This is a genomic window from Haloarcula sp. Atlit-120R, from assembly GCF_003665885.1.
GTDB lineage: Archaea > Halobacteriota > Halobacteria > Halobacteriales > Haloarculaceae > Haloarcula > Haloarcula taiwanensis.
Window position 1 is genome coordinate 568677 of record NZ_QPLN01000002.1, and the last position, 23090, is coordinate 591766.

25 protein-coding genes and 1 tRNA gene are annotated in these 23090 nt (G+C 64.5%); 10 read left to right on the forward strand and 16 right to left on the reverse strand.

Translation table 11 applies throughout. The annotated features are described in order from the left end of the window. Nucleotides 1–118: 118 nt before the first annotated feature. A tRNA-Ser gene (locus DVK01_RS10230) sits at nucleotides 119–202 on the reverse strand. A gap of 26 nt (nucleotides 203–228) precedes the next feature. Further along, the gene (locus tag DVK01_RS10235) at nucleotides 229–981 is read right to left on the reverse strand and encodes a hypothetical protein (RefSeq protein WP_101349538.1); all 753 of its coding nucleotides are present in this window, start codon (nucleotides 979–981) and stop codon (nucleotides 229–231) included. 100 nt (nucleotides 982–1081) lie between these two features. On the opposite strand from DVK01_RS10235, the gene DVK01_RS10240 reads away from it, so the two are divergent. Continuing rightward, nucleotides 1082–1624: a hypothetical protein gene (locus tag DVK01_RS10240; protein ID WP_101349539.1), complete on the forward strand. Its 543-nt coding sequence runs from the start codon at nucleotides 1082–1084 to the stop codon at nucleotides 1622–1624. Here DVK01_RS10240 and DVK01_RS10245 read toward each other — a convergent pair whose 3' ends face one another. The 4 genes from DVK01_RS10245 to aroA form a co-directional block, all read right to left on the reverse strand. Further along, nucleotides 1625–2251, reverse strand: a complete 627-nt coding sequence (locus tag DVK01_RS10245) for a uracil-DNA glycosylase family protein (RefSeq protein ID WP_101349540.1) — start codon at nucleotides 2249–2251, stop codon at nucleotides 1625–1627. A gap of 1 nt (nucleotide 2252) precedes the next feature. Further along, complete coding sequence (aroC, locus tag DVK01_RS10250; protein ID WP_121536563.1) at nucleotides 2253–3452, reverse strand: chorismate synthase; 1200 nt, start codon at nucleotides 3450–3452, stop codon at nucleotides 2253–2255. 48 nt (nucleotides 3453–3500) lie between these two features. Beyond that, on the reverse strand, nucleotides 3501–3896 hold the full coding sequence (locus DVK01_RS10255; RefSeq protein ID WP_101349542.1) for a hypothetical protein: 396 nt from the start codon (nucleotides 3894–3896) through the stop codon (nucleotides 3501–3503). Between the two features lie 102 nt (nucleotides 3897–3998). Beyond that, complete coding sequence (aroA, locus tag DVK01_RS10260; protein ID WP_121536565.1) at nucleotides 3999–5288, reverse strand: 3-phosphoshikimate 1-carboxyvinyltransferase; 1290 nt, start codon at nucleotides 5286–5288, stop codon at nucleotides 3999–4001. Nucleotides 5289–5383: 95 nt separating this feature from the next. Between aroA and DVK01_RS10265 the strand changes: the two genes are divergently transcribed. Beyond that, on the forward strand, nucleotides 5384–6091 hold the full coding sequence (locus DVK01_RS10265; protein ID WP_198560223.1) for an SDR family NAD(P)-dependent oxidoreductase: 708 nt from the start codon (nucleotides 5384–5386) through the stop codon (nucleotides 6089–6091). A gap of 45 nt (nucleotides 6092–6136) precedes the next feature. Beyond that, nucleotides 6137–7003: a ZIP family metal transporter gene (locus DVK01_RS10270; protein ID WP_121536567.1), complete on the forward strand. Its 867-nt coding sequence runs from the start codon at nucleotides 6137–6139 to the stop codon at nucleotides 7001–7003. A 9-nt stretch (nucleotides 7004–7012) separates the two neighbouring features. Here DVK01_RS10270 and DVK01_RS10275 read toward each other — a convergent pair whose 3' ends face one another. Beyond that, nucleotides 7013–8410, reverse strand: coding sequence for a PAS domain S-box protein (locus DVK01_RS10275; RefSeq protein WP_101349546.1), 1398 nt, complete (start codon nucleotides 8408–8410; stop codon nucleotides 7013–7015). 6 nt (nucleotides 8411–8416) lie between these two features. After that, nucleotides 8417–9907 (reverse strand): ATPase domain-containing protein, encoded by a 1491-nt coding sequence (locus DVK01_RS10280; protein WP_121536569.1) that lies wholly within the window; start codon nucleotides 9905–9907, stop codon nucleotides 8417–8419. Nucleotides 9908–9957: 50 nt separating this feature from the next. Between DVK01_RS10280 and DVK01_RS22830 the strand changes: the two genes are divergently transcribed. Further along, complete coding sequence (locus DVK01_RS22830) at nucleotides 9958–10086, forward strand: hypothetical protein (protein WP_255410213.1); 129 nt, start codon at nucleotides 9958–9960, stop codon at nucleotides 10084–10086. A gap of 194 nt (nucleotides 10087–10280) precedes the next feature. On the opposite strand, the gene DVK01_RS10285 is transcribed toward DVK01_RS22830, so the two are convergent. Together DVK01_RS10285 and DVK01_RS10290 are read right to left on the reverse strand one after the other, a co-directional pair. Then, nucleotides 10281–11510: a TIGR00300 family protein gene (locus tag DVK01_RS10285; RefSeq protein ID WP_101349548.1), complete on the reverse strand. Its 1230-nt coding sequence runs from the start codon at nucleotides 11508–11510 to the stop codon at nucleotides 10281–10283. 62 nt (nucleotides 11511–11572) lie between these two features. Further along, entirely contained in the window at nucleotides 11573–11959 is a 387-nt protein-coding gene (locus DVK01_RS10290; protein WP_101349549.1) for a hypothetical protein, read from the reverse strand. Between the two features lie 159 nt (nucleotides 11960–12118). On the opposite strand from DVK01_RS10290, the gene DVK01_RS10295 reads away from it, so the two are divergent. Together DVK01_RS10295 and DVK01_RS10300 are read left to right on the forward strand one after the other, a co-directional pair. After that, nucleotides 12119–13768 carry a thiamine pyrophosphate-binding protein gene (locus DVK01_RS10295; protein WP_101349550.1) on the forward strand — a complete coding sequence of 550 codons (1650 nt, stop codon included), beginning with the start codon at nucleotides 12119–12121 and terminating at the stop codon, nucleotides 13766–13768. A 34-nt stretch (nucleotides 13769–13802) separates the two neighbouring features. After that, nucleotides 13803–14504, forward strand: a complete 702-nt coding sequence (locus DVK01_RS10300; RefSeq protein ID WP_101349551.1) for an SOS response-associated peptidase — start codon at nucleotides 13803–13805, stop codon at nucleotides 14502–14504. Between the two features lie 8 nt (nucleotides 14505–14512). On the opposite strand, the gene DVK01_RS22835 is transcribed toward DVK01_RS10300, so the two are convergent. Then, nucleotides 14513–14638 carry a hypothetical protein gene (locus DVK01_RS22835; RefSeq protein WP_255410214.1) on the reverse strand — a complete coding sequence of 42 codons (126 nt, stop codon included), beginning with the start codon at nucleotides 14636–14638 and terminating at the stop codon, nucleotides 14513–14515. Between the two features lie 119 nt (nucleotides 14639–14757). On the opposite strand from DVK01_RS22835, the gene cysK reads away from it, so the two are divergent. Further along, nucleotides 14758–15693 carry a cysteine synthase A gene (cysK, locus tag DVK01_RS10305; protein ID WP_121536571.1) on the forward strand — a complete coding sequence of 312 codons (936 nt, stop codon included), beginning with the start codon at nucleotides 14758–14760 and terminating at the stop codon, nucleotides 15691–15693. Nucleotides 15694–15700: 7 nt separating this feature from the next. Here cysK and DVK01_RS10310 read toward each other — a convergent pair whose 3' ends face one another. Together DVK01_RS10310 and DVK01_RS10315 are read right to left on the reverse strand one after the other, a co-directional pair. Beyond that, nucleotides 15701–16114, reverse strand: a complete 414-nt coding sequence (locus DVK01_RS10310) for a hypothetical protein (protein WP_121536573.1) — start codon at nucleotides 16112–16114, stop codon at nucleotides 15701–15703. 61 nt (nucleotides 16115–16175) lie between these two features. Beyond that, nucleotides 16176–16787: a translation initiation factor IF-2 subunit beta gene (locus DVK01_RS10315; RefSeq protein WP_053968592.1), complete on the reverse strand. Its 612-nt coding sequence runs from the start codon at nucleotides 16785–16787 to the stop codon at nucleotides 16176–16178. Between the two features lie 97 nt (nucleotides 16788–16884). Here DVK01_RS10315 and DVK01_RS10320 point away from each other — a divergent pair, with 97 nt between their 5' ends. Both DVK01_RS10320 and DVK01_RS10325 read left to right on the forward strand, forming a co-directional pair. After that, nucleotides 16885–17262 carry a transcriptional regulator gene (locus tag DVK01_RS10320; RefSeq protein ID WP_101349554.1) on the forward strand — a complete coding sequence of 126 codons (378 nt, stop codon included), beginning with the start codon at nucleotides 16885–16887 and terminating at the stop codon, nucleotides 17260–17262. Between the two features lie 9 nt (nucleotides 17263–17271). Next, nucleotides 17272–17766, forward strand: a complete 495-nt coding sequence (locus DVK01_RS10325) for a DICT sensory domain-containing protein (RefSeq protein WP_233562759.1) — start codon at nucleotides 17272–17274, stop codon at nucleotides 17764–17766. 261 nt (nucleotides 17767–18027) lie between these two features. Here DVK01_RS10325 and DVK01_RS10330 read toward each other — a convergent pair whose 3' ends face one another. Then, nucleotides 18028–19152 carry a CapA family protein gene (locus tag DVK01_RS10330; protein WP_121536843.1) on the reverse strand — a complete coding sequence of 375 codons (1125 nt, stop codon included), beginning with the start codon at nucleotides 19150–19152 and terminating at the stop codon, nucleotides 18028–18030. Between the two features lie 121 nt (nucleotides 19153–19273). On the opposite strand from DVK01_RS10330, the gene DVK01_RS10335 reads away from it, so the two are divergent. Beyond that, nucleotides 19274–19645: a hypothetical protein gene (locus DVK01_RS10335; protein ID WP_101349556.1), complete on the forward strand. Its 372-nt coding sequence runs from the start codon at nucleotides 19274–19276 to the stop codon at nucleotides 19643–19645. Between the two features lie 36 nt (nucleotides 19646–19681). On the opposite strand, the gene DVK01_RS10340 is transcribed toward DVK01_RS10335, so the two are convergent. Together DVK01_RS10340 and nhaC are read right to left on the reverse strand one after the other, a co-directional pair. Further along, complete coding sequence (locus DVK01_RS10340; protein ID WP_101349557.1) at nucleotides 19682–21505, reverse strand: L-aspartate oxidase; 1824 nt, start codon at nucleotides 21503–21505, stop codon at nucleotides 19682–19684. Between the two features lie 94 nt (nucleotides 21506–21599). Beyond that, a complete protein-coding gene (gene nhaC, locus DVK01_RS10345) occupies nucleotides 21600–23075 on the reverse strand; it encodes a Na+/H+ antiporter NhaC (protein ID WP_121536575.1) in 1476 nt (491 codons plus the stop codon). Nucleotides 23076–23090: the final 15 nt, after the last annotated feature.

The window sequence follows — 23090 nt, forward strand, 5'->3', positions numbered from 1 at the left end:
CAGGCCCGACGCACTCCAGAGCAAAGCGATCACACTCACTGCGTTCGGGCGACGGGACTTGCAGGGTTCAAATCACAGCTGGCGTACTTGCCACTCACGGTTTGTTCGTGGCAAAATACGGTGGGACTGGGATTTGAACCCAGGAATCCGTGAGGATACCTGCTTTCAAGGCAGGCGCAATAGGCCGCTCTGCCATCCCACCGCAGTCAAGCATATTCGGTGGGCCTTCTAAGGCCTGTCGGTCTCTCGGACCACACTCGGCTCGTCATCGTCGTCGATAACGCGTATTCCGAGGTCGTCGAGAAATGCCATCGTCCGTTGCGGTACGACCCGACCAGCCCGGTTTCGGGCGCGTAGCAGCGGCACGATGGTCTTGAGATCGGCTCGTGTTTCGAGAGTGGGTGTCGATGGGAGAAAGTCTACATCGAGACCGGCGTCGGCAGCACGCTCACCGATAGTTTCGATTGCCGGGGTAGCGTAACTGTCCTCGAAATCTATCGGTTCGCCGAAGCCGGCGTAGTAAACGCGGCCGCTCGAAGCAGGGCCGAGAACCACGCCGCTGGACCGAAGTTTCATCGCCGCACTGTCGATAAGTTGGCGTGTCAACAGCGCCGCTGTCGGTTCGACGGCGGCGACAGTTGCGACGTCTTCCCGGTCAAGGAGGTGCGTCACTGTGTTCCCGACCCGACCCGCGAACGTCGAACCGACCTGTACCTCGAACCGAGCGTTGCCCGGTGATTCGAGCGCCTCCGTCACCGGCTCTCGCACCGCGGCCTCGGGGTCGACGCCGTCCGGGACCTGTTCCGAGGGTCGGTAGTTCACCAACAACTCGGCACCGCTGATCTCCACTGCACGACAGACGTCGAGCAACATGGCCTCGTATAGCTCAGCAGCCTCGGCGTCGTCTACAATGCCGCCAGCCAACTCCTGTAACACGAACCCTTCAACTGGCGGGTCAGCCAGCACAGTTACCGTAGTCATACTGTCTTCTCGGCCCGACTGTGATTAGTCCCTTGTGTTCCCGTGCAGCGACAGAACAATTATAAGATGTGAGTAGTATTTGATAACTAAGAGAAACTATATGGAGCAATCCCAGACCTACAAATGTGATGGATGTGGGTCGGAGTACCGTGTTCTTGGGGAGTCGCAACCGAAGATTGTGTGCCGCGACTGCGAACGCGAAGCCACGCTGTCCGGGACCGCAGCGGCACAGCGGGCGTACCATGTCGGCTACATCCGGTATCGTGAGGCGCGCCGCCAGCTATCCGACGCACTGGAGACTGTCGAAGACGGAGAGATGGCGCTCGCTCGGGGCGGGTTCGACAGTGCCGCAGCGGACTTCGAGGAAAGCGTCGAGGAGTTCACAACGGCTGTCCGTGAAGCAGACGATAACGGGCTGGCCGAGTTGTCGGAACGCGCGCGTAAGAAGGCGACCTGTCTCTGGCAGGCCGCCGAGTGGCTCAGCGGGATGACCTACGCCAGCGAACAGGGTGAGTCGACACAGGCGAGCCAGTACCGCCACGACGCCGAAAACCGGCTACAGGCAGCAACAGAGTACGGGACAGTGTCGAGCCCGGACGAGTTGCTTCAAGACGTTGACACCGAAGTCCGGTCTGACACCTGACTACCGCCCGCGTCGGCCTTTCGTCTGCCGGTAGTCCTGTCCGAGCGTCTCGCTGAAGTGGTCCAGAAATGCCGTCCGTTCCGCGTCGGTCTGTTCGGCGGGCGGGAGCATCGGCAGGATTTCGAACCCGCGACCGCGGATCGTCGTCGCATGCCGGTCTTCAATGTCGAGTTCGTCTTCACTCATCGTCGTGTACTCGAAGGCTAGCTCTTCGAGGGGTCGCTGCCCAACTGGCAGCAGAATCTCGGGGTTTATCATCCGTATCTCGCTGTTGAGATAGGGTTCGCAGTTGACGACCTCCTCGTCGGTTGCCGCTCTGTCTGGATGGCGACAGCGGGTCACGTACGTCAGGAACGTGTTCTCCAGCTGCGGCCTGTCGGCGTCCGGGTCCGAGCACATGTCGACCGCCGCGAGAATGTCGAGCAGTTCGCGCTCGCGCTCGTCGGTGAAGGGGATGCCAGACTCGTCCGTGCCGACCGAGGGCGAGTCACCGAGGACGATGAACTCGGCACCCACGTCGCCGTAGCCGTGGACGACGTTCTCGCGCGTCTCACAGAGTGCGGGGCAGTTCTGGCACTCCTCGTCCATCCCGAACGGGTTCGACTTGGACTCCTGATGTGCGTCCATCTTACTCGTCGTCGATGGTTTTCGCGTGGGTGTCCGCGTCCTCGGGGTCGTTCTGCGGGCTGGACGGATGGTAGTCGGTGTCGTACTCGCCCGGCCGGTCGTCGAGTCGGTCGGGGTTGATGCGCCCGCCGAGCAGCATGAAGTCCAGTATCGTACAGGCGAGCATGGCCTCCACGACCGGGACCGCCCGCGGCGGCAGAACTGGGTCGTGGCGGCCCGTGACCGTTATCTCCTTTTCCTCGCCGGTCTCCCAGTCGACGGTCTTCTGGGTCTTCGGGAAGGAGACGGGCGCGTGCCAGGTGACCTCGCCGTAGATGGGGTCGCCCGTCGTGATACCGCCCTGGAGCCCGCCGTGGTCGTTGCCCACGGGGACCGGGTCGCCGTCGGCCGAGAACTCCCAGTCCTCGGTGTACTCCGACCCGGTGGCGGTGCGGGCCTCGCGGCCGATGCCGAGTTCGAAGTCGGTGACCGCCGGGATGGAGTACATCGCCTGGCCGAGCCGCGAGGGAATCGAGTCGAAGCGGGGCGCGCCCAGCCCGCGGGGGACGCCGCGACACTCGAAGTAGATGGCCCCGCCGATGGAGTCGCCCTCCTTCTGGTACTTGTCGGCCAGTTCCCGCATCTCCTCGGCGGCCTCGGGGTCGCCACAGCGGACCTCGTTTTCCTCGCTGTGTTCGAGCATCTCCTCGAAGGTCACGTCGTCGGCCTCTACGTCGCCGATCTGGCAGACGTGGGCCTTGATCGTCACGTCGTAGTCGGACTGTTCGAGCACCTGCTTTGCGACGCCACCGGCGGCGACCCAGTTGACCGTCTCGCGGGCCGAGGAGCGGCCGCCCCCGCCCCAGTTCCGGGTCCCGAACTTCGCGGAGTAGGTGTAGTCGCCATGTGAGGGCCGCGGAGCCGTGATGAACGGCTCGTACTTGCCCGAGCGGGCGTCCTTGTTCTGGATGACCATCCCGATTGGCGTGCCCGTGGTGTAGCCGTCCTGAATTCCGGACTGGATGCTCACCTTGTCGGGTTCTCCCCGCGAGGTGGTAATCATCGACTGGCCGGGCTTGCGCCGGTCGAGGTCCTTCTGTATCTCCTCCTCGGAGAGTTCGACGCCCGCCGGGATGCCGGAGACGGTACAGCCCATCGCATCCCCGTGAGACTCGCCGTAGGTCGTCATGCGGAACAGACGACCGAACTCGTTGCCGTTCATTACAGTGGTGTCGGGGTTCAGGGCATTTGAACCTTGTAGATGCGCCCCTCAGTCGTCGAGCCACCTGACGCGGTCGAGTAGCTGTATCGTCCCTGTCGGCTCGACCTGCTTTTCGAGGACCGAATCGAACACCTCGCCCGCGCCGTCTTCTCCGGTCTCCCAGGCGTACCGTACCAGCGACGTGTCGGGATATGTCGCCTGAACCTCGCGGGCGAATCCGTGCGCTGACGTGATGGTGCGCTTGCCACCGACGACGACGTACTCGAACTCGCTGTCGTCCAGCAGCGCCTTCGCCCGGTCGGTATCCGGCGTCGTCGCTAGTTCGATTCCCTCGCGTTCGGCGGCGATGTCGGCCTGCAGGTCGAGCAGCAACTGGTCGTCGTCGAGGTAGAGAACTCTCGTGGTGTCCGTGGGGGAGTGCGCACCGTCGTCTAATTCGTTCACAACGCTCGTTGTAAATATTCTTCGCGGGTGATAAGGGCACTTATCTGTTAGCTACCTACCAATTTTTTATGGCAAAACTCTGTGCGTCCTCAGCCCTGTGATTTACCGCCCGACGGCCGCGCCCAGCGATTCGAGCACGTCGAAGAAGTCCGGGAAGGACACGTCGACGTGTTCCGCGCCGGTCACCGTCGTCTCGCCGTCGGCGACGAGGCCGGCGACGGCGAGTGACATGATGATGCGGTGGTCCGCCCGGCCCTCGACGGTCGTGCCGACGAGGTCGCTGTCCCCGCCGTAGACGAACAGTTCGTCCTGTTTCTCTTCGACCTCGGCACCCATCTTCGTCAGTTCCTCGGCCATCGCGCTCACGCGGTCGGTCTCCTTGTACCGGACGTGCTCGGCGTCGGTAATCCGGGTGACGCCGTCGGCGGCGGCCCCCAGCGTCGCGATGGTCGGCAGGAGGTCCGGCGTGTCCTCGACGCCGACCTCGATGCCGGTCAGTTCGGACTGCGAGACGGCTATCTCGCCGTCGTCCTCGTCCCAGTCGAGGTCGGCCCCCATCCGGTCGAGGACCCCGATGATGGCCGAATCGCCCTGGGCGCTCGGGTAGGCCGACGTGACGCGCAGGCCGTCCTCGGCGGCGAGCGCGCCGGCCGCGAGCAGGTAGCTCATCGACGAGAAGTCGCCGGGGACGCTGTACTCGCCGCCGGTCGGCGCGTAGGACTGGCCGCCCTCGACGGTGAACCCGGCGTCGGTCTTCGCGGCGTCGACGCCGAAGTCGGCAAGCACCTCAAGCGTGATATCGACGTACGGCGACGACTTCAGCTCGGTCGTCAGGTCCACGTCGATGCCCTCCGGCGAAACGGCCCCGGCCATCAGCAGGGCCGTGATGTACTGGGAGGAGACGTCGCCAGGGATTTCGACCGCGCCGCCGTCGACGCCGCCCCCGACCACCAGCGGGGCCTGCCCGTTCCGGCGGGTCGACTCGGCGTCGCCGCCCAGCTGTTCGATGGCGTCGAGCAGCGGCCCCTGCGGGCGCGACCGGAGGGACTCGTCGCCGGTCAGCACTGTGAGATCGTCCTGCAGCGCAGCCGTCGCGGTGACGAGTCGCATCGTCGTCCCGCTGTTGGCACAGTCGATGACGTCGTCCGGGGTCTCCGGCCGGCCGTCGAAGCCCGTCACCTCGACCGACGATTCGTCTTCGGCCAGCGAGACGCTGCCCCCGTAGGCCTCGACTGCGCGCATCGTGGCTTTCGTGTCCGCGCTCACGAGCGGGTCGCGGACGACCGCGCCGCCGGCGTAGCCCGCGGCCAGCACCGCCCGGTGCGTGTAGCTCTTCGACGGCGGCGCTTGCGCCGTCCCCTCGACCGTCGACTCGGCAATGGTGATGTCCATGCCCGGTCGGTAGCGGGCGTTCGACAAGAGACTACCGCTCCCACCCAACCGAGGGTGAGAGCAACGACCTTGTGGCTGGCAGCGGTACCCCCGCTATGGTCCCAGCGATGGACAGCGCAACCGCTGTCGTCACGGGTGCGAGTAGAGGCATCGGCGAGCAGATAGCCCACGCGGTAGCGGATGCGGGCGCACAGACGGTCATCTGCGCTCGTGACGCCGAGGCGCTCGACGCGGTCGCAACCGACATCCGGGACGCTGGCGGCTCCGTGACTGCGATTCGGACGGACGTGCGCGACGAGTACGACGTGGAACGGCTGTTCGAAACTGCCACGCGCGCCGGCAACGGTGCAATACAGTACGTCGTCGCCAACGCCGGCGTCTACCACGGCACCGCCGGTGAGACACCGCTTACCGAGGAGTCCTACGCCGCCTTCGACGACCACCTCCGGACGAACGCCCGCGGCGTGTTCTCGACGATTCGCGAAGCCGTTCCGCACCTCGGTCCCGACGCCCGCATTGTCGTCCCCACGGGCGTCGTCGCCCGCGAGGGGATGCCCGGATACGGCTCCTACGCCGTTTCGAAGGCTGCTGCGGAGGCTGTCGCCCGCGGGTTCGCGGCTGACCTCGATACGCCGGTCGGTGCAGTCGACCCCGGACAGGTCGCGACGGACCTCTCCGGTGACGGCGGTCGTGACCCGGAGTCAGTCGCCGAAATGGTTCTCTGGGCACTCCGCGAAGCGGACCCGACCGCGCTGGACTCCAGTGTCCTTGACTGGGGCGACTATCGGTCAGCGACCCGATAACCGCCATCGATGGGTTTATTAGCAATAGGCCGGTGATTGTAGATAATGTCTATTAACTCAAACCCGATTTTTAATAACACTGGCAGTGTGTCCGCGACTGGCCTCGCGAGCGTCGTCGGCCTGCTGATCCTGTCGGCTGTCGCAGTCACTGGCGGAGCGAGCAAAGTACTCGTTATCTCCTGGGTTGCGTTCGTTGCAATGGCATTGGGCGCGTGGCTCGGTGCGCGGGCCGACGAAACGAATCCCTACCGACTGGTCTGGGGCTACGGGCTCGCGAGCGGGGCAATGGTCACGTCGGCAGCCATGTTCCTGGTCCCGCAGGCGATGGGGCTTGGCGGGCAAGCCGGTGCTGCGCGAATCGGCGGCGTCGGTATCGCCGCCGGACTGGTCGTCGGCTACGGCACCCACACCATCGGTCACCGGCTCACCCACGTCGAAACGTCCTTCGACATGACGACACTGGCTATCGCGGCCCACGCGCTTTCGGCCGGGCTGGTCATCGGGCTGGTCTACGCCTCAATGCCGGAGCTGGGTATCCTGCTCGGGCTTGCTATCGTCTCGCACAAAGGGCCGGCCGGCTACGCCGCCGCCCGGCGACTCGGACGTAGCGACAAGTCCGCCACGGCACTGTTGCTTCCCGCGGCCGGCGTCGGTCTGACGGCGATCCCGTCCGCGCTGCTTCCGGTTCCGGAGTCTGCGCTCCTCAACGCAGTCATCTTCGGGTTCGCCGCCGGCATCTTCCTCCACGTCGCGATGGATTTCCTTCCGAACTGCGAAGCCGGCAGCGAAATTGACGAAGTCTGTGAACTCCACGACCACTCCCACGACCTCCTCGACGAACTCCGGACGCACGCTGTCGGCTCAACGGCGGTCGGGGCTGCTATCATTGTGCTGGCATGGGTCGCTATCTGACGCCCGCGGTCACCGAACGGGGATAGTCACGGCGATTCTGGTCCCGTCACCATCGGTCTGGATGTCGATATCGCCACCGACGTAGCTGATAAGCCAGTACGCGAACCACAGTCCGAGCCCGGACCCGTGTTCGAGCGGCTTTTCGTCTGCGGCTTCGATGACCCGCCGCTCTTGATCTGGGATCCCCGGTCCGTTGTCCGCAATTGTCACCGTTGCTGTCGAGCCGTTGCGCTCCGTCCGGACGTCGACCCGCGGTGCCGAGGCGTCCGAGTGCTTGATACCGTTCTCGATGAGTTCCTGCAACGCCGGGACGACCTTTGCGTCTATCGTCGGCGGCTCGGAGCCGCTTTCGACGACGAACTCGGCGTCGGGGTACGCTGCGGCCAGCCCGTCCGTGATGTCACTGAGCACGTCTTCGAGTTCCCGTTCGACATCGTTGGTCAGCGAGTCCGCGAGCAGTTCCTGAACATGGTGGGCTTTCTCGCTGATATCGAGCAGGGACTGTACGTTCGCTTTGATCGTCTCAAGATGGCCAAGAGCGTCGTCGTCCTCGACTAACTCTGACAGGATATCTGCGCGCCCGCTGATCGTCGTGCCGTTGTTCCGGAGATTGTGCCTGAGAATCCGATGAAAGACGGTGAGTTGTTGCTCGCGCAGCCGACGACCAGTGATTTCGTCCTGCATCCCGACAAATCCCTGAATCGTTCCATCCGCATCCTGAATCGGGGCGATGGTCTGGTTGATGATGAACCGCTCGCCGGACTTTCGCTCGTTTACGATCTCGCTCGTCCAGACCTCGCCGCGACAGATCGTGTCCCAGAGCCGTTCGTAGAACTGTTCGCCCTGTTCGCCGGATTTGAGTATCCGCGGCGTTCGGCCGATTGCCTCGTCCGCGCTAAACCCGGTGAGTTCCTCGAACGCGGGATTAACGTACTCGATAATACCGTTCGTGTTCGTTATCAGAATCGCGTGGCCCGCGTGTTCGACGGCGTTTCTGAACCGCCGGAGTTCGTTGTTCTGCTCTCTGAGGTCCTCGACGAGGTCCTCAGTGCGACGGCGGCGCGCGAGGAGGTTCACGATGGTTCGAAAGAGCGCCTGCGTGTCAATCGGTGCTGTCACGATGTCGTTCACGACGAGTGGCTGCTCGGCAGCGTCGATGTCTGGGAGGTCAACCCTTGCTCGGGACCTCTCGCGGCGGACCAGAATCACGGGACAGAACACCGGATCTGCCCGGTGTTTGTACGCCTCTATCGCCGCTCTGTACTTTGGAAACGATGACTCGTCGACAATGTGGAGGTCGGCCTCCTGGAATTCGTCGTCCGTGAGCGGCGTGTGGTGTTCGGCGACGACGGAGGCGAGTGCCTCCCGATTGCCGTCGCCAGCTAGTAGTAACTGGATGTCAGCCATCAGTAGTTAGCGAGTGGGCGAGCGTCCGTCGCTGTCTCCGTGCTGTTCAGGAACGCCCTCGAACACGCCGTGCATCCCTGAGACGGGGTCACCGACCTGCAGGCCGTCGGCGGTTATCTCGAAGCGGCGCGGGACCGCCTCGAACCCGCCGACGCGCTTTTTCAGCGCGCCGACGACGCGCTGGAGTTCGCCCTCGACCTCGATGTAGTTCTCAAAGAGGATGTTGTCAGCGAGGTAGCTGACGTTCTCGCTCGTCGGTTCGCGCAGGCCCGTCACATCCCTGCGCTGGTCGATCAGAATTACTGCGGTGTTCCTGCGCGTGAGATGCTGTGTCAGGGCGTGGAGCCGCCGGCGCAGTTCCACGTCGTCATGTCCGTGCTTGATCGCGTTCTTGTAGCCCGCGATGCCGTCGATTACGACGAGTTCGGCTCCACGCTCCTCGGCCTGGGTCTTGACGCGGTTGGCGAACTCCTCGGGTGACAGCGCCAGCGACTCGACCTCCTCGACGAGCAGTGTTCCCTCCTCACGCAATCGCGAGAGCGGCATCCCGAACGTCTCACAGCGGTGCGTGAACGTGTCGATTGATTCGTCGAACAGGTAAGCGAGCGCCGGGGACCCGTCCGCCGCTGCGGAGGCGAGGAACTCCGTCGCCGTCGTCGACTTGCCGACGCCGGAGGGGCCGCTGAGAATCGTCACCGTCCCGCGTTCGAGTCCGCCGTCGAGCAGCGAGTCCAGTTCCGGTATCCCGGCGGAAAACTGCGTTGGGTCGAACGACCGCGTCCGCTGTTCCGGTTCGAGCGCCGGGTAGACCTCGACGCCGGACTCGCGGATTTCCATCCCGTGTGAGCCGTCCTGCTGGCCGATACCGCGATGTTTTCGCAGTCGAATCCGCCGCCCTGCCTTCTCGTCGCCGTAGCTGAGCGAAATGATGCCGTCGCTGAGTGACCTGAGCTGGCTGTCCATCTGATTGCTTGGCGTCTTGGTCGCCAGCACGGTCGTCTCCCTGTCCTGCAGAAAGCGTGCGAAGGAGATGACGCGCTTGCGGAACTGGTACTCGGTCGGTTCGAGGTACTGGAAGTGCGTTATCGGGTCGATGAGAACGCGGTCCGGGTCGACCGTCTCGATGGCCTCGCGGATGTCGGAAATCAGGTGGCCGTCTTCGACATCCCGCGGCTTGACCACGTCGTACGACTCGGCCTCCTCGAAGAACTCCGAGTCGGGGCCGACGTCGAGAAACGTCGCCTCGCTGATGTCGATGCCGAGTTCGGCGGTGTTGGCAAGCAGGTCCGTGGCCGACTCCTCGGCGTGGATGAACAGCACGTCGTCGCCGGCCTCAAGCCCTGCTTCGAGAAACTGCGTGCCCAGCAGTGTTTTACCGGTTCCGGGCGGCCCGATAACGAGATAGAGTCGCCCTTCGACCAGTCCACCCCTGAGAAGCGAATCAAGGCCAGAGATACCGCTAGAAAGCTGCGTGAACTGCCGCTCGAAAGAGGACATAGAAGGAGTATCGGACGGGGAGTAATAAGCATCTCGCGAGAAACCGACGCGTGATAACGGCGGACGCCGCGGCTACGTTAGTCCTCGCCGAGCAACTGCTCGGCCAGAATCGGGACGAACATCCGCAATCCACCTTTTTCGGCGTCGGGTCGCGCCCGCCGGCCGCGACCGCTCCTTGAAAAACGTGGGCGAAAAAGTCGACCACTCGCTCTGCTCGTGGTCGCGCTACTCCTCGTCGAGCAACTGCTCGGCCAGAATCGGGACGAACATCCGCAATCCACCTTTTTCGGCGTCGGGTCGCGCCCGCCGGCCGCGACCGCTCCTTGAAAAACGTGGGCGAAAAAGTCGACCACTCGCTCTGCTCGTGGTCGCGCTACTCCTCGTCGAGCAACTGCTCGGCCAGAATCGGGACGAACGTACCGATGTCCGTCACCATCCCGACGGCCTGCGCGGACCCGCGGTCGAGGAGTTGCGTGACCGTCGCGGGGTTGATGTCGACGCAGACGACCCGCGTCGTCGACGGGAGGCAGTTCCCGACGGCGACGGAGTGCAACAGCGTCGAGAGCATCAGCACCATGTCGGCCTCGTGGGCCTGCTCGCGGATGGCGTTCTGGGCCTCGACGGCGTCGGTGATGGTGTCGGGCAGCGGGCCGTCGTCGCGGATGGACCCGGCCAGCACGAACGGGCGGTCGTTGTCGACGCACTCGTACATGACGCCGGACTCGATGGTCCCCGACTCGACGGCCGCCTCGATGCCGCCCTCGCGGATGACCTCGCTGATGGTGTAGATGTGGTGCTTGTGGCCGTGGCGGGGGTGGTCCAAGCTCTCGGTGTCCATCCCGAGCGACGTGCCGTAGATGTCTCGTTCGATGTCGTGGACGGCGAAGCCGTTGCCGGCAGACAGCATGTCGACGTAGCCCTCGCGGACGAGCCGCGCGAGGTCCTCTCGCGCGCCGGAGTGGATGAGCGCCGGGCCACAGACGGCAAGCACTTTGCCGCCCTCCTTTTTCGTCTCGCGGATGGCGTTGGCTATCTTTCGGATCGTCGACTCCGAGGGCCGCTCGGACGAAACCCCGCCCTGCATAAAGCCGAACGCGCCACCGGCGTCACGGGGCCGCTCCGGCGGCTGGACCTTGATGCCGGTTTCGTCGGTGACGACCAGATCGCCCTCTTCGATAGCGTTGAGGACCTTGGTGTAGGCCCGAGTGGAGTCGCCGTCCTCGACAACGACGGCGCAGTCCATCTCCATGTCCTCGACTTCGACCCACTCGCCGTCGTGACGGATGTATGTGGGGTGGTTCGTCGTCGAGTAGAAGCCATGCGGGACGACCTGGTCGTCGGGCGCGGGGACGAGCGTGGCGTCTTTCGGGTCCGAGGGGTTGACGCCGTGCTGGTGGAGTTCGTGGACAATCGACTGGAGCTGGTCTTCGTCGTCGGCCTCGACGAGCATCCGGGCGTATGACTCCTCGTCTTTGTGACGGCCGATATCGAACTCCTGAACGGAGAAAGAGCCGCCCAGGTCCATGATGATGCCGAAACAGGACTGCATCATCCCGGAGTCGATGATGTGGCCCTCTAGCTCGACTTCGCGAGAGACGGTCATGGCGAACACATGGAGGCAGGTGTGTAAGACGGTTTTGGGTCTGCACTCTCTCGGCCGTCCGGCTACTGCCCGTCGACGTGTCGCTGCACCGTCCACGACCCCTCTGTGCAGGTTTCACACAGGCGCTCGAAGAAGCGCTGTAGCCCGGCAGACTCCGTGGTGGGCAGGACGTGCAGTCGCACCGTCCCGTCTCGGACTGCGACGCGGAACACATCGGTCGTCTCCTCGTCGCGGACCAGCCACAGCGGCATCGGCAGGTCGTGGAAATCACCGAAGCGGTAGGGCCCAGCCTCAAGCATATTGGCGACCGTCTCGGCGAGGGCTGGCGTTGCCCGCTCCTGTTCCGGGATGAGTCGGAACTCCGTCCCGCCCTCGTATTCGACCCCGTTCCCGTGTGGAAAGCGCCGCTGTGGGTGTGCGGGGATGCTGAACGAGGGGTCCGTGGTCATCTGTCACGTAATTGGGCGCTGTCGGATTTAAATTCGCGGGCCGTGCAGCCCTCGGTTGTCTCTGCCCGCCTCGTGGCTGTGGTACCCCCACGCGGTCTAGCATGGCCGGCGGCGAACTAAAGTCATGAGCGTGACTTGACGTACGCGTGAGGAATCAGTATGCGCGTTAGTCTGGCGGTGGTAGACCGTCTCGTCGCGAACGGTATCGATACCGTCTTTGGAATCCCCGGAAAGCAGTCCCTCCCGCTGAACGAAGCCATCGGCAAGCGAGACGATATCCGCTTTGTCGTGGCACGACACGAAACTGCGGTCTCACACCAGGCCTGGGGCTATGCAGAGACGAGCGGAGAGATAGCGAGTACTGTCGTCGTCCCCGGCCCCGGCGATATGAACGCGATGAACGGCCTGAAAAACGCGCTGAACGACTGCACGCCACTGGTGCATTTCGCTATCGAAACCGAGCCGACGCTCCGGGGCGGTGATGCGATTCACGAAACCCCACCGGACACCTACGACAACGTCGTTAAAGAGAACATACTGCTGAAAAACCCCGAAACGACAGCGGCGACGATTGACCGGGCGGTGCAGGTCGCTCAAACACCCCCAAAGGGGCCAGTCAGGGTCGGAATCCCCAAGAATTATCTGCAGATGGACGTGCCGCTCGCTGGTGCAGGCACACCTTCGGCTCCGTCCGCAAGCACCGTTCCGGAACAGGAAGTTTCGACAGCCGCCGAGCACCTGCTCGCGGCCGAGCGGCCGCTTATTCTGGCCGGCGGCGGTGTGCGAGTGGCGGACGGCTCGTCGGCGCTCCGAAGCCTCGCCGAGCGGCTTGCTGCACCCGTCGTGACGACGTACAAGGGTAAAGGCGTGCTCCCCGAGGACCACGCCCTCAGCGCCGGCGTGTTGGCCGGAAGCGCGAGCCCAGAGCTACTGGACTGCCTCGCCGACGCCGATGCCGTGCTCGCCGTCGGATCCGACCTTGACGCACACGGGACACGCGGGTGGTCCGTCGAACTGCCTGAGACGCTCGTTCACGTCACCATGGACGCTGACGACCTCGGAACGGGCTATAATCCGACCGTCGGTATTCTCGCGGATGCCGCAGAGACGATGGCGGCGATTGAGGACAAAATTGCGGCGGCTGACACCGCTCCCGCCTCGAAGGCGGACGGCACTGAACGCGCACAGGCTGTCCGTGCTGCCACTGCACGTCGAATCGACCCACTCGTGGATTCGGAACCGCCGTTGACCTCCGTCCACGTGTTGCAAATCCTTCGAGACGCACTTCCTTCTGATGCTATCACGGCCGTCGATGCCGGGGGGTTCCGCGTCTGGGCGCTGAATACGTTTGAGGCGCACGGGCCACGCAGCTACGTCAACCCCGGGTCGTGGGCGACGATGGGGACGGGACTGCCGTCGGCGATTGGAGCACAGCTAGCGAACCCGGACACGCCCGTCGTTGCGCTGACTGGTGATGGCGGTCTCATGATGTGCGTACACGAACTCCATACTGCGGTCGCAGAGGACCTCCCGATCACCGTCGTCGTCCTCAACAACGACGATTACGCGATTATCAGCGAGGAGGCCGGGCGCAGCTACGACCTCGACCAGCAGGCATACGGATGGGACACGACGCCGATTGACTTCGGAACTGTCGCTGCCGGAATGGGGATGGAAGCCATGCAGGCCGACACGCCGTCCGAAATCCACACGGCGGTTCGCGAAGCGGTGCAGACGGACGCGCCGACGCTCGTCGAGGTCAGGACCGACCCGACGGAGCCACAGGCGAGCGAGTGGATGAGCGAGTAGTGGATTTATCCAGTGGGAACGCCAAAAGCAGGTCATGTGTGGCCGCTACAGTTTGTTCTCTCCCCGCGAGGAAATTGAGACGCGGTTCGACGCCGAGTTTTCCTTCGACTACGAGCCGCGATACAACGCCGCTCCGAGTCAGGACCTGCCAGTCATCACCGGCGAGTCGCCCAGCACCATCCAGCGGCTAGAGTGGGGACTGATTCCGAACTGGGCAGACAGCCGAACGGACCATGGACACATCAACGCCCGCGCCGAGACCCTGTCGAAAAAACGCTCGTTCGCTGAGGCCTACGAGTCCCGGCGCTGTCTGGTTCCCGCTGATGGATTCTACGAGTGGGTCGAGACGAGCGACGGCAAGCAACCGTATCGCGTGGCGCTGCCGGACGACGACCTGTTCGCGATGGCGGGGCTGTACGAGCGGTGGGAGCCGCCACAGCGCCAGGCCGGACTAGGTGAGTTTGGTGCAAGCGGCGACGATTCGGGCGGCGAAGACGATCTCGTCGAGTCGTTCACGATAGTGACAACCGAGCCAAACGAGGCCGTCGCTGACCTCCATCACCGGATGGCCGTCATCCTCGACCCCGATGAGGAGTCGACGTGGCTCCGGGGTAGCGCCGGTGACGTATCGGCACTGCTTGACCCGTACGACGCCCCCATGCAGACCTATCCGGTTTCGTCAGCGGTCAACAGTCCGGCCAACGACTCGCCGGAACTCATCGAACCGGCCGGGTGATGACGGCGTTACTCGCTTGGCGTGTTCTGGCGCTTGAACTGGTGCAGCATTTTCCAGAGCGTCTCTTCGTCGACCTGATTTTCCGCGGCGGATAGCTGTCGGTACAGGCCTTCTGAGACGGTAATCTCGGGCATTACTGGACACATCGGACGGGGCCGACATAAGCTTCTGGAGACTCGGAATCGAGTGAATGTCTTCAACCCACAGTATTCTGGGTACTCCGTTACGGGGGCCACTGGCCTTCTCCCGATGTATGCAGTCGTACGCCCAGCGAGATGACGACGGCACTGTCGCGGCCAGCGTGACCGACCTTATCGGCGATACGCCGCTGGTCTGTCTCGACGGCTTCGCAGACAACCTACTCGGGAAGGTCGAAGCGGCAAACCCCTACTCGGTGAAGGACCGCATCGCGCTGTACATGGTCGAGGCGGCCGCGGAGTCCGGGGCTCTCGCCGACGACGGGACGGTCGTCGAGGCGACCAGCGGTAACACCGGTATCGGACTGGCCGCTGTCTGCGCTGCACGGGGGTACGACTGCGTGCTGACGATGCCAGAGTCGATGAGCGAGGAGCGCCGGCAGTTGCTGTCGGGGCTGGGCGCAGACCTCGAACTCACGCCGGCCGACGACGGAATGAGCGGCGCTATCGAGCGGGCGAACGAACTCGCAGACGCCCCTGGCACCGTCCGCGCCCGGCAGTTTGAGAACGAGGCGAACCCGCGCGCCCACCGCGAGACGACGGGGCCGGAGATCTGGTCGGATACGGGCGGTGACGTGGACGCCGTCGTCGCCGGTGTCGGGACCGGCGGGACGATCACCGGCATCTCGGAGTACATCAAGGAGGAGGTCGGTACGGACCTCACCTCGGTCGCCGTCGAGCCGGAACAGTCGCAACTGCTCTCGGCAGATGACCCGGACAGCCACGACATCCAGGGCATCGGGCCCGGGTTTGTTCCGGACGTTCTCCGGCGTGACCTCATCGACGAGGTGCGGACCGCGAGCAAGGCGGCCTCCACCGACGCGGCCCGACGACTCGCCAGTGAAGAGGGCATCATGGTCGGTATCTCGTCGGGCGCGGCGCTGCACGCGGCGACTGAGTACGCGACCGAGAACCCCGCGGAAACAGTCGTCGTCATCCTGCCGGATACCGGCGAACGCTACCTCTCGACGGATCTCTGGAACGGCGACTGAGTGGGCTTCACCGGACGAACTCGTGGGGGTTCGTGTCCTCGGTCAGCGCCCGGGCGTCGTCAGCCGTCTCGAACGCTTCACCCGCCAGCAGAAGGTACAGCGCACACCCGGTAGCGAGGAGGACGCCCGCGAGTGGGATCGCGAACGTGGCGCCCGTCACGAGGGGGAGCAACTGGACGACGGCGATACCGCCGAACGCGACGACGCCGACCCAGCGGCTCCAGGGTTTCCGGAGCGCGAGCGCGACGCCGGTTGGAATCAGGAGCAGTCCCAGCACGGCCTGACTGCCCGCACGGATGAGTGTCCCTGCCGACCCGAGCGAGGAGACGAGTGTCAGTCCCCCGAGGGTGTGGACGCCACCAAGAGCGAGCGCTAGTACTGCGACGGCGTACAGGCCCGCCTCGCCGTGGTTATCGAGCATACTACGGCACTGAGCAGGCGAAATAAATGCTTTCTGTGGTGTCTCCCGTCCGGTGAACGGTCTACTGAACGCGACCGAACGCCAGCGTGCCGCTGATGCTCTCGATGTAGGCGTCGACGACCTGGCCTTCGCGTGCGCCGGAGACGAAGATGGTGTACTTCCCTTTCTCTGCGACGCCGTCGCCTTCACGGCCGGTCCCGGTGATTTTGACCTCGTAGGTCTCGCCCTCTTCGAGCGTCGGTCGGTCCTGCTGGGTGTTCGAACTCGCGCCCTTGGCGACCGGGCGGAACGCACCGCAGGCCTGACAGCGAAGCATGTCGACGCCGTCCTCGTTCTTGAGGACGGTGTCGGGCAGGCCACACTCGGAACAGGTGACGTACTCGGCGACGTACGCGTCGATGGCGGCCTCGAAGTCAGCAGTGTCGAACGAACCGTTGTAGCGGGCTTCGCCGCCGTCGAACTGGCCGTTGGTCCCGAACTCGCGCTGGATGGCTCGGTGGAGGTGCTGGGCGTCCCGCGAGACGGCGTCAGCGACTGCCTCCAAGTTTGTCAGGCGTGTGAACGCACCGTCAGTTTGGCCTTCGGGGTCCGGAATCGAGAGCCGTTCACCGGCTTCCCGGGGCTGGTCTGGTAGCACGTCATACGCACGCTGTAGGGCGGACTCGTAGTTCATACGTTTTAGACGGCACTGACACGTAAATGGATTCCGTCACATCTGCGATTACCCAGCGGCCAATGACGTTAATACTGAGAGTGGATAATTGTTTGACATGGATCAGCACGAACAGCCTGCGGAGACGCCGGGACTCACGTCCGAGCGACTCGATACGCTATTACGGGCGCTGGCAGCCGAGCCCCGGCGGATGATATACACTTACCTCACCGAACACGACTCGGCCTCGCTCGCGGAACTCACTGATGTGGTCATAGGCTGGACGAAAGCGCGTGGGCGAGCCACCGACGCCTGCAACTGGGACGATACCCGCACGTCGCTCCACCACCGCCACCTCTCGGTTCTCGATGACGCTGGCATTGTTAGCTACGATGCTGACCAGCAGACCGCGACGCTGGTGTCGCTGCCGCCCTCAGCGACCGAGGTTCTTGCAACGATAATCGATCTGGATGGTGGGACAGACCGCGGAGACTGACGAGAGGCGATGACAGTCAGCACGCTTCTTCGACGGTTCGAGCGCTCGGACGTAGCGGTGACTGTGTATGGCCCGTCCGAAGCGACCGCTGTGGTTGAGCGTCTCGAAAGCCAGGGTCTCACCGCCACTTGGCGGAGGCTCCTGACCGGCCAGCAAGATGCGTTTGCCGTCATCCGTCGGGACGGCGTGTTCGCCGAGGCAATCCCCCTCACCGCGCTGCAGGCATTTCTGTGCAAGCTGACGGTCCGCTCCGGCGATAGCGGACCGCCTGACAGTGACCCGGGCAGACAGCTTCTCTACTCGGCGCTTGCGAACACGCTCCTGTCATCGCTCACGCCGGCACAGTTGCTTGAAACGTCCCACGAGTTCGAGGACAGAGCCTACCGTGTCGGGGAAGGTACCCTTCGAGTGAGCTTCCAGTCGCTGTCGATCTTCCGCTCTCAGCGCGCCCGGTATGAGACGCTCGCCAGCGACACGACCCTCGATATCCACGTCTACGGATAGGACGACTGGGAGCCGCCGAGTTGCGGCATTACCTTCCATCCGCTCACAGGCACCGCCCTCGAACAGGTGTGGTTGCTGGCATTCGACGCTGCCGGTGACAACCAGAACAAGTGTGCGCTTGTCGCCGAAGAAACGGATGATGGCCCGTTCCGGGGCCTCTGGACGTACAGCCCACGGCTCGTCGACGAAATAATGGCCGCGGTTGTGGCTGTTGATAGGTAGCAGCCGAACCCGCACCAAGTCGGAAACACACAACAGATGTTATGCCGGACACGACAGCGGAATCCGGAGTCTACGGCCGGCACGGTCGATAGCTGTTCCGAAGGGCCGAGAGCGCTCTCGTACTGTCTCACGAAGCCACGCCGCTACCGCGCTGTCGGCGCGTCTGACCTGCGTGTACGCGTTCTCGACCGGCGTGAGTTCGAGCGCGGCCACCTGCCCGGCCTCGATGTGCAGTTCGAACAGGAAGCTCCGGTCGTTGCGATAGCCGTCCTTGACCGCGTAGTCGTCGACGAAGTTGCCGGTGTCGTACATGATGGGGCGACCGCGATACACCTCGATCCCCTGAATAACGTGGGCGCTGTGGCCGTGGACCACGTCGGCCCCGTTGTCAATCAGCCAGCGGGCGAACGCCTGCTGTGTTTCGGCTGGCTCTGTCACCCAGTTTGGTCCCCAGTGGGTAGTGGCGACGAGCAGGTCCGGGTCGGCGTCGCGAGCCGCCGCCAGCGCGCTCCCGACGCGGCGGCGAGTCAGCGGGTGGCTCGGGTCAAGCGGTGCGTAGGCCGTGCCGGGGCTGTCCCGTCCGGCGGCGTAGCTGGGCGACTGGTCAGTGACGGCCACGACGGCGACAGAGAGACCGCCGATTTCGACGGTTGCTGGCTCGAATGCCGTCTTTCTACCGGCCCCAGCCCCGGCTGAGGCGATGCCAGCGTCGGCGAGGTGGGTCGGCGTGTCCACGAGCGCTGCCGGGCCGAAATCGAGCAGGTGGTTGTTCGCCAGTCCGACACACGAGACGCCGACGCGGTCTAGCGCGGGTACGGCCCATCCCGGGCTCGCTCGGAAGTGGAACCTACGGCCGGGCCGCGGTTCGCCACGGTCCGAGAGACAGCATTCGAGGTTCGCCACCAGCCCATCGAGCGACTGGAGCCGGTCGAGCATCGACCCCCAGACGGCGGTCGGTCCGTCGGGGGCATCGCGCCAGCGTTCGTCGACGCTCCGGCCCAGCATGACATCGCCGACGAAGCCGATGCGCAGCGACGCGTCGGTCGGGACTGAGGGCGGACACGACACGTCCGCGTCGCCGGCACCCAGACAGCCTGAAACGGCGGTGAGACTCCCGAGTGCGGGACCACCGCTGGCGAGGACGGTCCGGCGAGTCGGTGCCACAGTGAATAGAGCGTCGGCGGGGACCGTCTTGAATCTCGGTGACATAAAAAGCCACCTGGAGTGTGCCGTGTCGGGACACACTCCAGCTGATTACTTTCAGTTACCGACACTCTGTTAACGTATGTCAAGCGATACTGCACGCGACCACGACAAGGACGAGGAGTGTACGACCACGGAGTCGTTTGCCGATCACGGCCTCAAGGACGGCAGCGTCCTCATCAGCCGGACGTACAACCGAATCGCGGCGGACGGCGAACCCACGTTCGAACCGACTCCGGAGTTCTTCGACACGCTGGAGGCGGCGTTCATTTGGGCCTACATCGGTACGATTGACGAACCCGGAGTTCCGCCGCACGTCGACGCGGCCATCGAAGACGCGCGCGAGTTCACGCGTCAAGAGTTCGCGGACGACCCTGACGCGGACCTTAGAACAGACGTGATTCCGACGTTCTACCAGCAGGTCGCCGGCTTCCACTGCGCCTACCGGGATTAACAAAACAATCGCGAACAGACTGCGTAACGGACCGGCCTATTCGAGGTGGTGGTAGTCGAGTTCGTAGCCGACATCGACTGCCTCGCTGACTTCGTCGCTCGGCTCGCCGACGCCGCGAGTCGTCAGTTCGAGCCCGGTGTCGCCGCGGTTCACGAGGATGTTTCTCCGCCAGTCGGGGTCCACGTCGGAGGCGTCGGTGCGGTAGTGTGCGCCGCGTGACTCGTCGCGCTCGCGCGCGCTCAACAGCAACGCCTCAGCGACCGTGAGACTGAACGAAAGGTCGACAGCGAGTTCGAACGACAGGCTGGTTCGGTCGCCGTCGACGCCGATGTCCCCCGTCCGCTCGCGCAGGTCCCGAAGTTTCTCCAGCCCGGCCGACAGCGAGTCCTCGGTGCGGAGGATGCCGGCATGCTCCCACAGCAAGTCGCCGAGGTCCGCGAGGAGTTGTTCGGGAGTCTCATCGCCGTCCGAGGCTGCCAGTTCCCGCAGCGACCGGAACTCGCGCTCGGCGACGGCACGCTGTCCGTCCGGCAGGGCGTCGTCGCGGTCGTCATCTGTTACCTGCGCCGCGACGTGGTCGCCGACGAGCGCTCCGATGGCGACCGTCTCCGCAAGTGAGTTCCCGCCGAGGCGGTTCGCACCGTGAACGCCTGCGACTGTCTCACCGACAGCGTAGAGTCCACCAACGCCGGTTTCCCCGGTCTCGAAGTCGATATCGACGCCACCCATCGAATAGTGGGCTGTTGGCGCGACTTCCATTGGCTTCTCTGTGATGTCGACGCCGAGGTCCATGAACCGCTCGTACATCCGCGGGAGCCGCGATTTGATGTACTCGTCGTCACGATGGGAGATATCCAGATAGACGCCGCCGTTCTCCGTTCCACGGCCTTCGCGGAGTTCCTGTGCGATGGCGCGGGCCACCACGTCCCGCGCGTCGAGTTCCATCTGGTCCGGGGAGTACTCCTCCATGAACCGCTCGCCCTTGGCGTTGAGCAACCGACCGCCCTCGCCGCGGACCGCTTCGGTGACGAGTCGGCCGTCCCAGTCCTCGCCGTAGCGGTCGCCGACCATCCCCGTCGGGTGGAACTGGACGAACTCCATGTCCATCAGCGACGCACCGGCGTCGAGCGCCAGCGCCGGGCCGTCGCCGTTGTTCTCCTCGTCGCGCGAGGAGTGGCGGTTGTACAGTGCGGAGGAGCCACCCGCCGCCAGGACGACGTGGTTCGATTCGAAGAGAATGAACTCGCCGCTCTCCATGTCGTAGCCGGCCGCGCCGTAGACGCGGTCGCCGTCCGAGAGCAGGCGCGTAACCATCACGTTGTCGCGGTAGGGAATTTCGAGCGACTGGGCCCTGTCGACGAGCGTGTCCAGCATCGCCTCGCCCGTGCGGTCGCCGACGAAGCAGGTCCGCCGGAACGACTGCGCGCCGAAGTACCGCTGATTTATCTTGCCGTCTTCGGTGCGGTCGAACGGCATCCCCCAGTCGTCGAGTTCCCGGATGCGGTCGGGCATGTGCTTGGCGGTTAGCTCGACCGCTTTCGGATCGTTGATGAAATGCCCTTCGTCCAGCGTATCCGCCGCATGGATGGTCCAGTCGTCTTCGGGGTCCAGCGACCCCAGCGAGGCGTTGATACCGCCGGCCGCCCACGTCGTGTGGGCGTCGCCGTGGTCCCGCTTGCCGATGACCAGCGGCTCGACACCGTTCTCGGCAAGTCCGATGGCAACCCGCGCCCCGGCAGCGCCAGCGCCGATGACCAGCACTGGAACCGACACCGTCTCGTAGTCGACTGCCGGGCCTGCGTCGCTCGCCCGACCGTCGGCAGCCTGCTCGCCGTCAGCGGATGGCTTCTGTGGTGTCATCATGTCGTGTAAGGGCTGTGCACTTATCAGGGCTTCGCGCGCACGCGCACGCGGAGCCGCCGAAGCCTGCCCTTACTGTCGGTGGTCAGGGCCGTTAGTCCTCGCCAGCCGTCACCGACCCAGTGCCACCGGACTGCATGGCCGTCTCGTCGGCGTCAGCTCGGTCCGCAGAGACAATCTGCCAGCCGGTGACCCCCATGAACAGCAGTACGAGCGGCGAGAGGAAGCCAAAGAAGTAGTACGGTGCGTATTCAAGCGTCGGGACCCCGAGCGTGCCGGCCATGAACAGCCCGCCGCTGCTCCACGGAATAAGCGCACTCGTCGTCGTGCCCGACGCTTCGATGGCCCGGGAGAGGTTCTGACTATCGAGTCCCTGTTCGTTGTACAGATTCCCGAGCGTCATCCCCGGGACCACGATACTCACGTACTGTTCCGCCGCGAGGATATTCATCGAGACGGCGGACACAGCGGTCACGCCCGTGAGGCTCGCAACGCTGTGGCAGAGTCGGCCGAGATGGTGGGAAAGGACCGCCAGCACACCGGCCCGTTCGAGCAACCCGCCCAGCGCGAGCGCGGCGATCGCGATCGTCACAATCCATGCGCCGCCGGTCAGCCCGCCGCTCTCTAAGAGTCCGTTCACGAGTTCCATGCCGGTTTCCGGGGCTGTCCCGGACTGTGCTGCCGACCAGGCAGCGCCGAATCCGGTTCCCTGCACGAGCATCGCGGTCCCGACGCCCGCGAAGACGCCTGTTCCGAGCGTCGGCAGGGCGGGGATCCCACGCAACGCAAGCCCAAACGTCACAACAATCGGCAGAAACACGAGCGGCGAGACGACGTACGTGCTTTCGATGGCCGCCTGAATGGACGCAACGCGGTTAGCGGGAATGGCCCCAGCGGCCCGCAGTCCGAGGCCGGCGTACAGGAGGACGGCAATCGTGAACGCGACGAGCGTGCCGGCCCGCATCGCGTTGATGTGTTCGTACAGGTCCGTGTCTGTCACTGCGGCGGCCAGATTCGTCGTATCCGAGAGCGGGGACTGCTTGTCCCCCGTGTAGGCCCCGCTGAGGATCGCGCCGGCGGTCATCGGTTCTGAAATGCCCAGCCCCGACCCGATACCGATGAGCGCTACCCCGAGCGTGCCGGCCGTTGTCCACGAGGAGCCAACGGCGAAGGAGATGATCGCGGAGAGGATAGCCGCCACCGGGAGAAACACCGTCGGTGTGAACAACTCCAGCCCGAAGTACATAAGACTGGGAATCGTGCCCGCCTGAATCCACGACGCGATGAGCGCGTACACGGTGAACATGATGAGAATCACACGCATGCCCATGAGCAGGCTGCTGGCGATCCCGTCGTACAGGTCTTCCCACGTCAGCCCGAGGTGATACCGTGCGAACAGGCCGGTGAAGGCAATCCCCCAGAACAGCGGGAACTGTGGGTCCAAGTCGAAGGCAATGAGGCCCACACTGAGGAACACGATCATTCCCGCAATCGGCACGAGCGCGGCACCCAGCGACGGGCGCTCAGACGGGTCGATATCGTCGAAAAGCCGGGGTTCGAACTCGACCATCACCGCCCCCCGTCG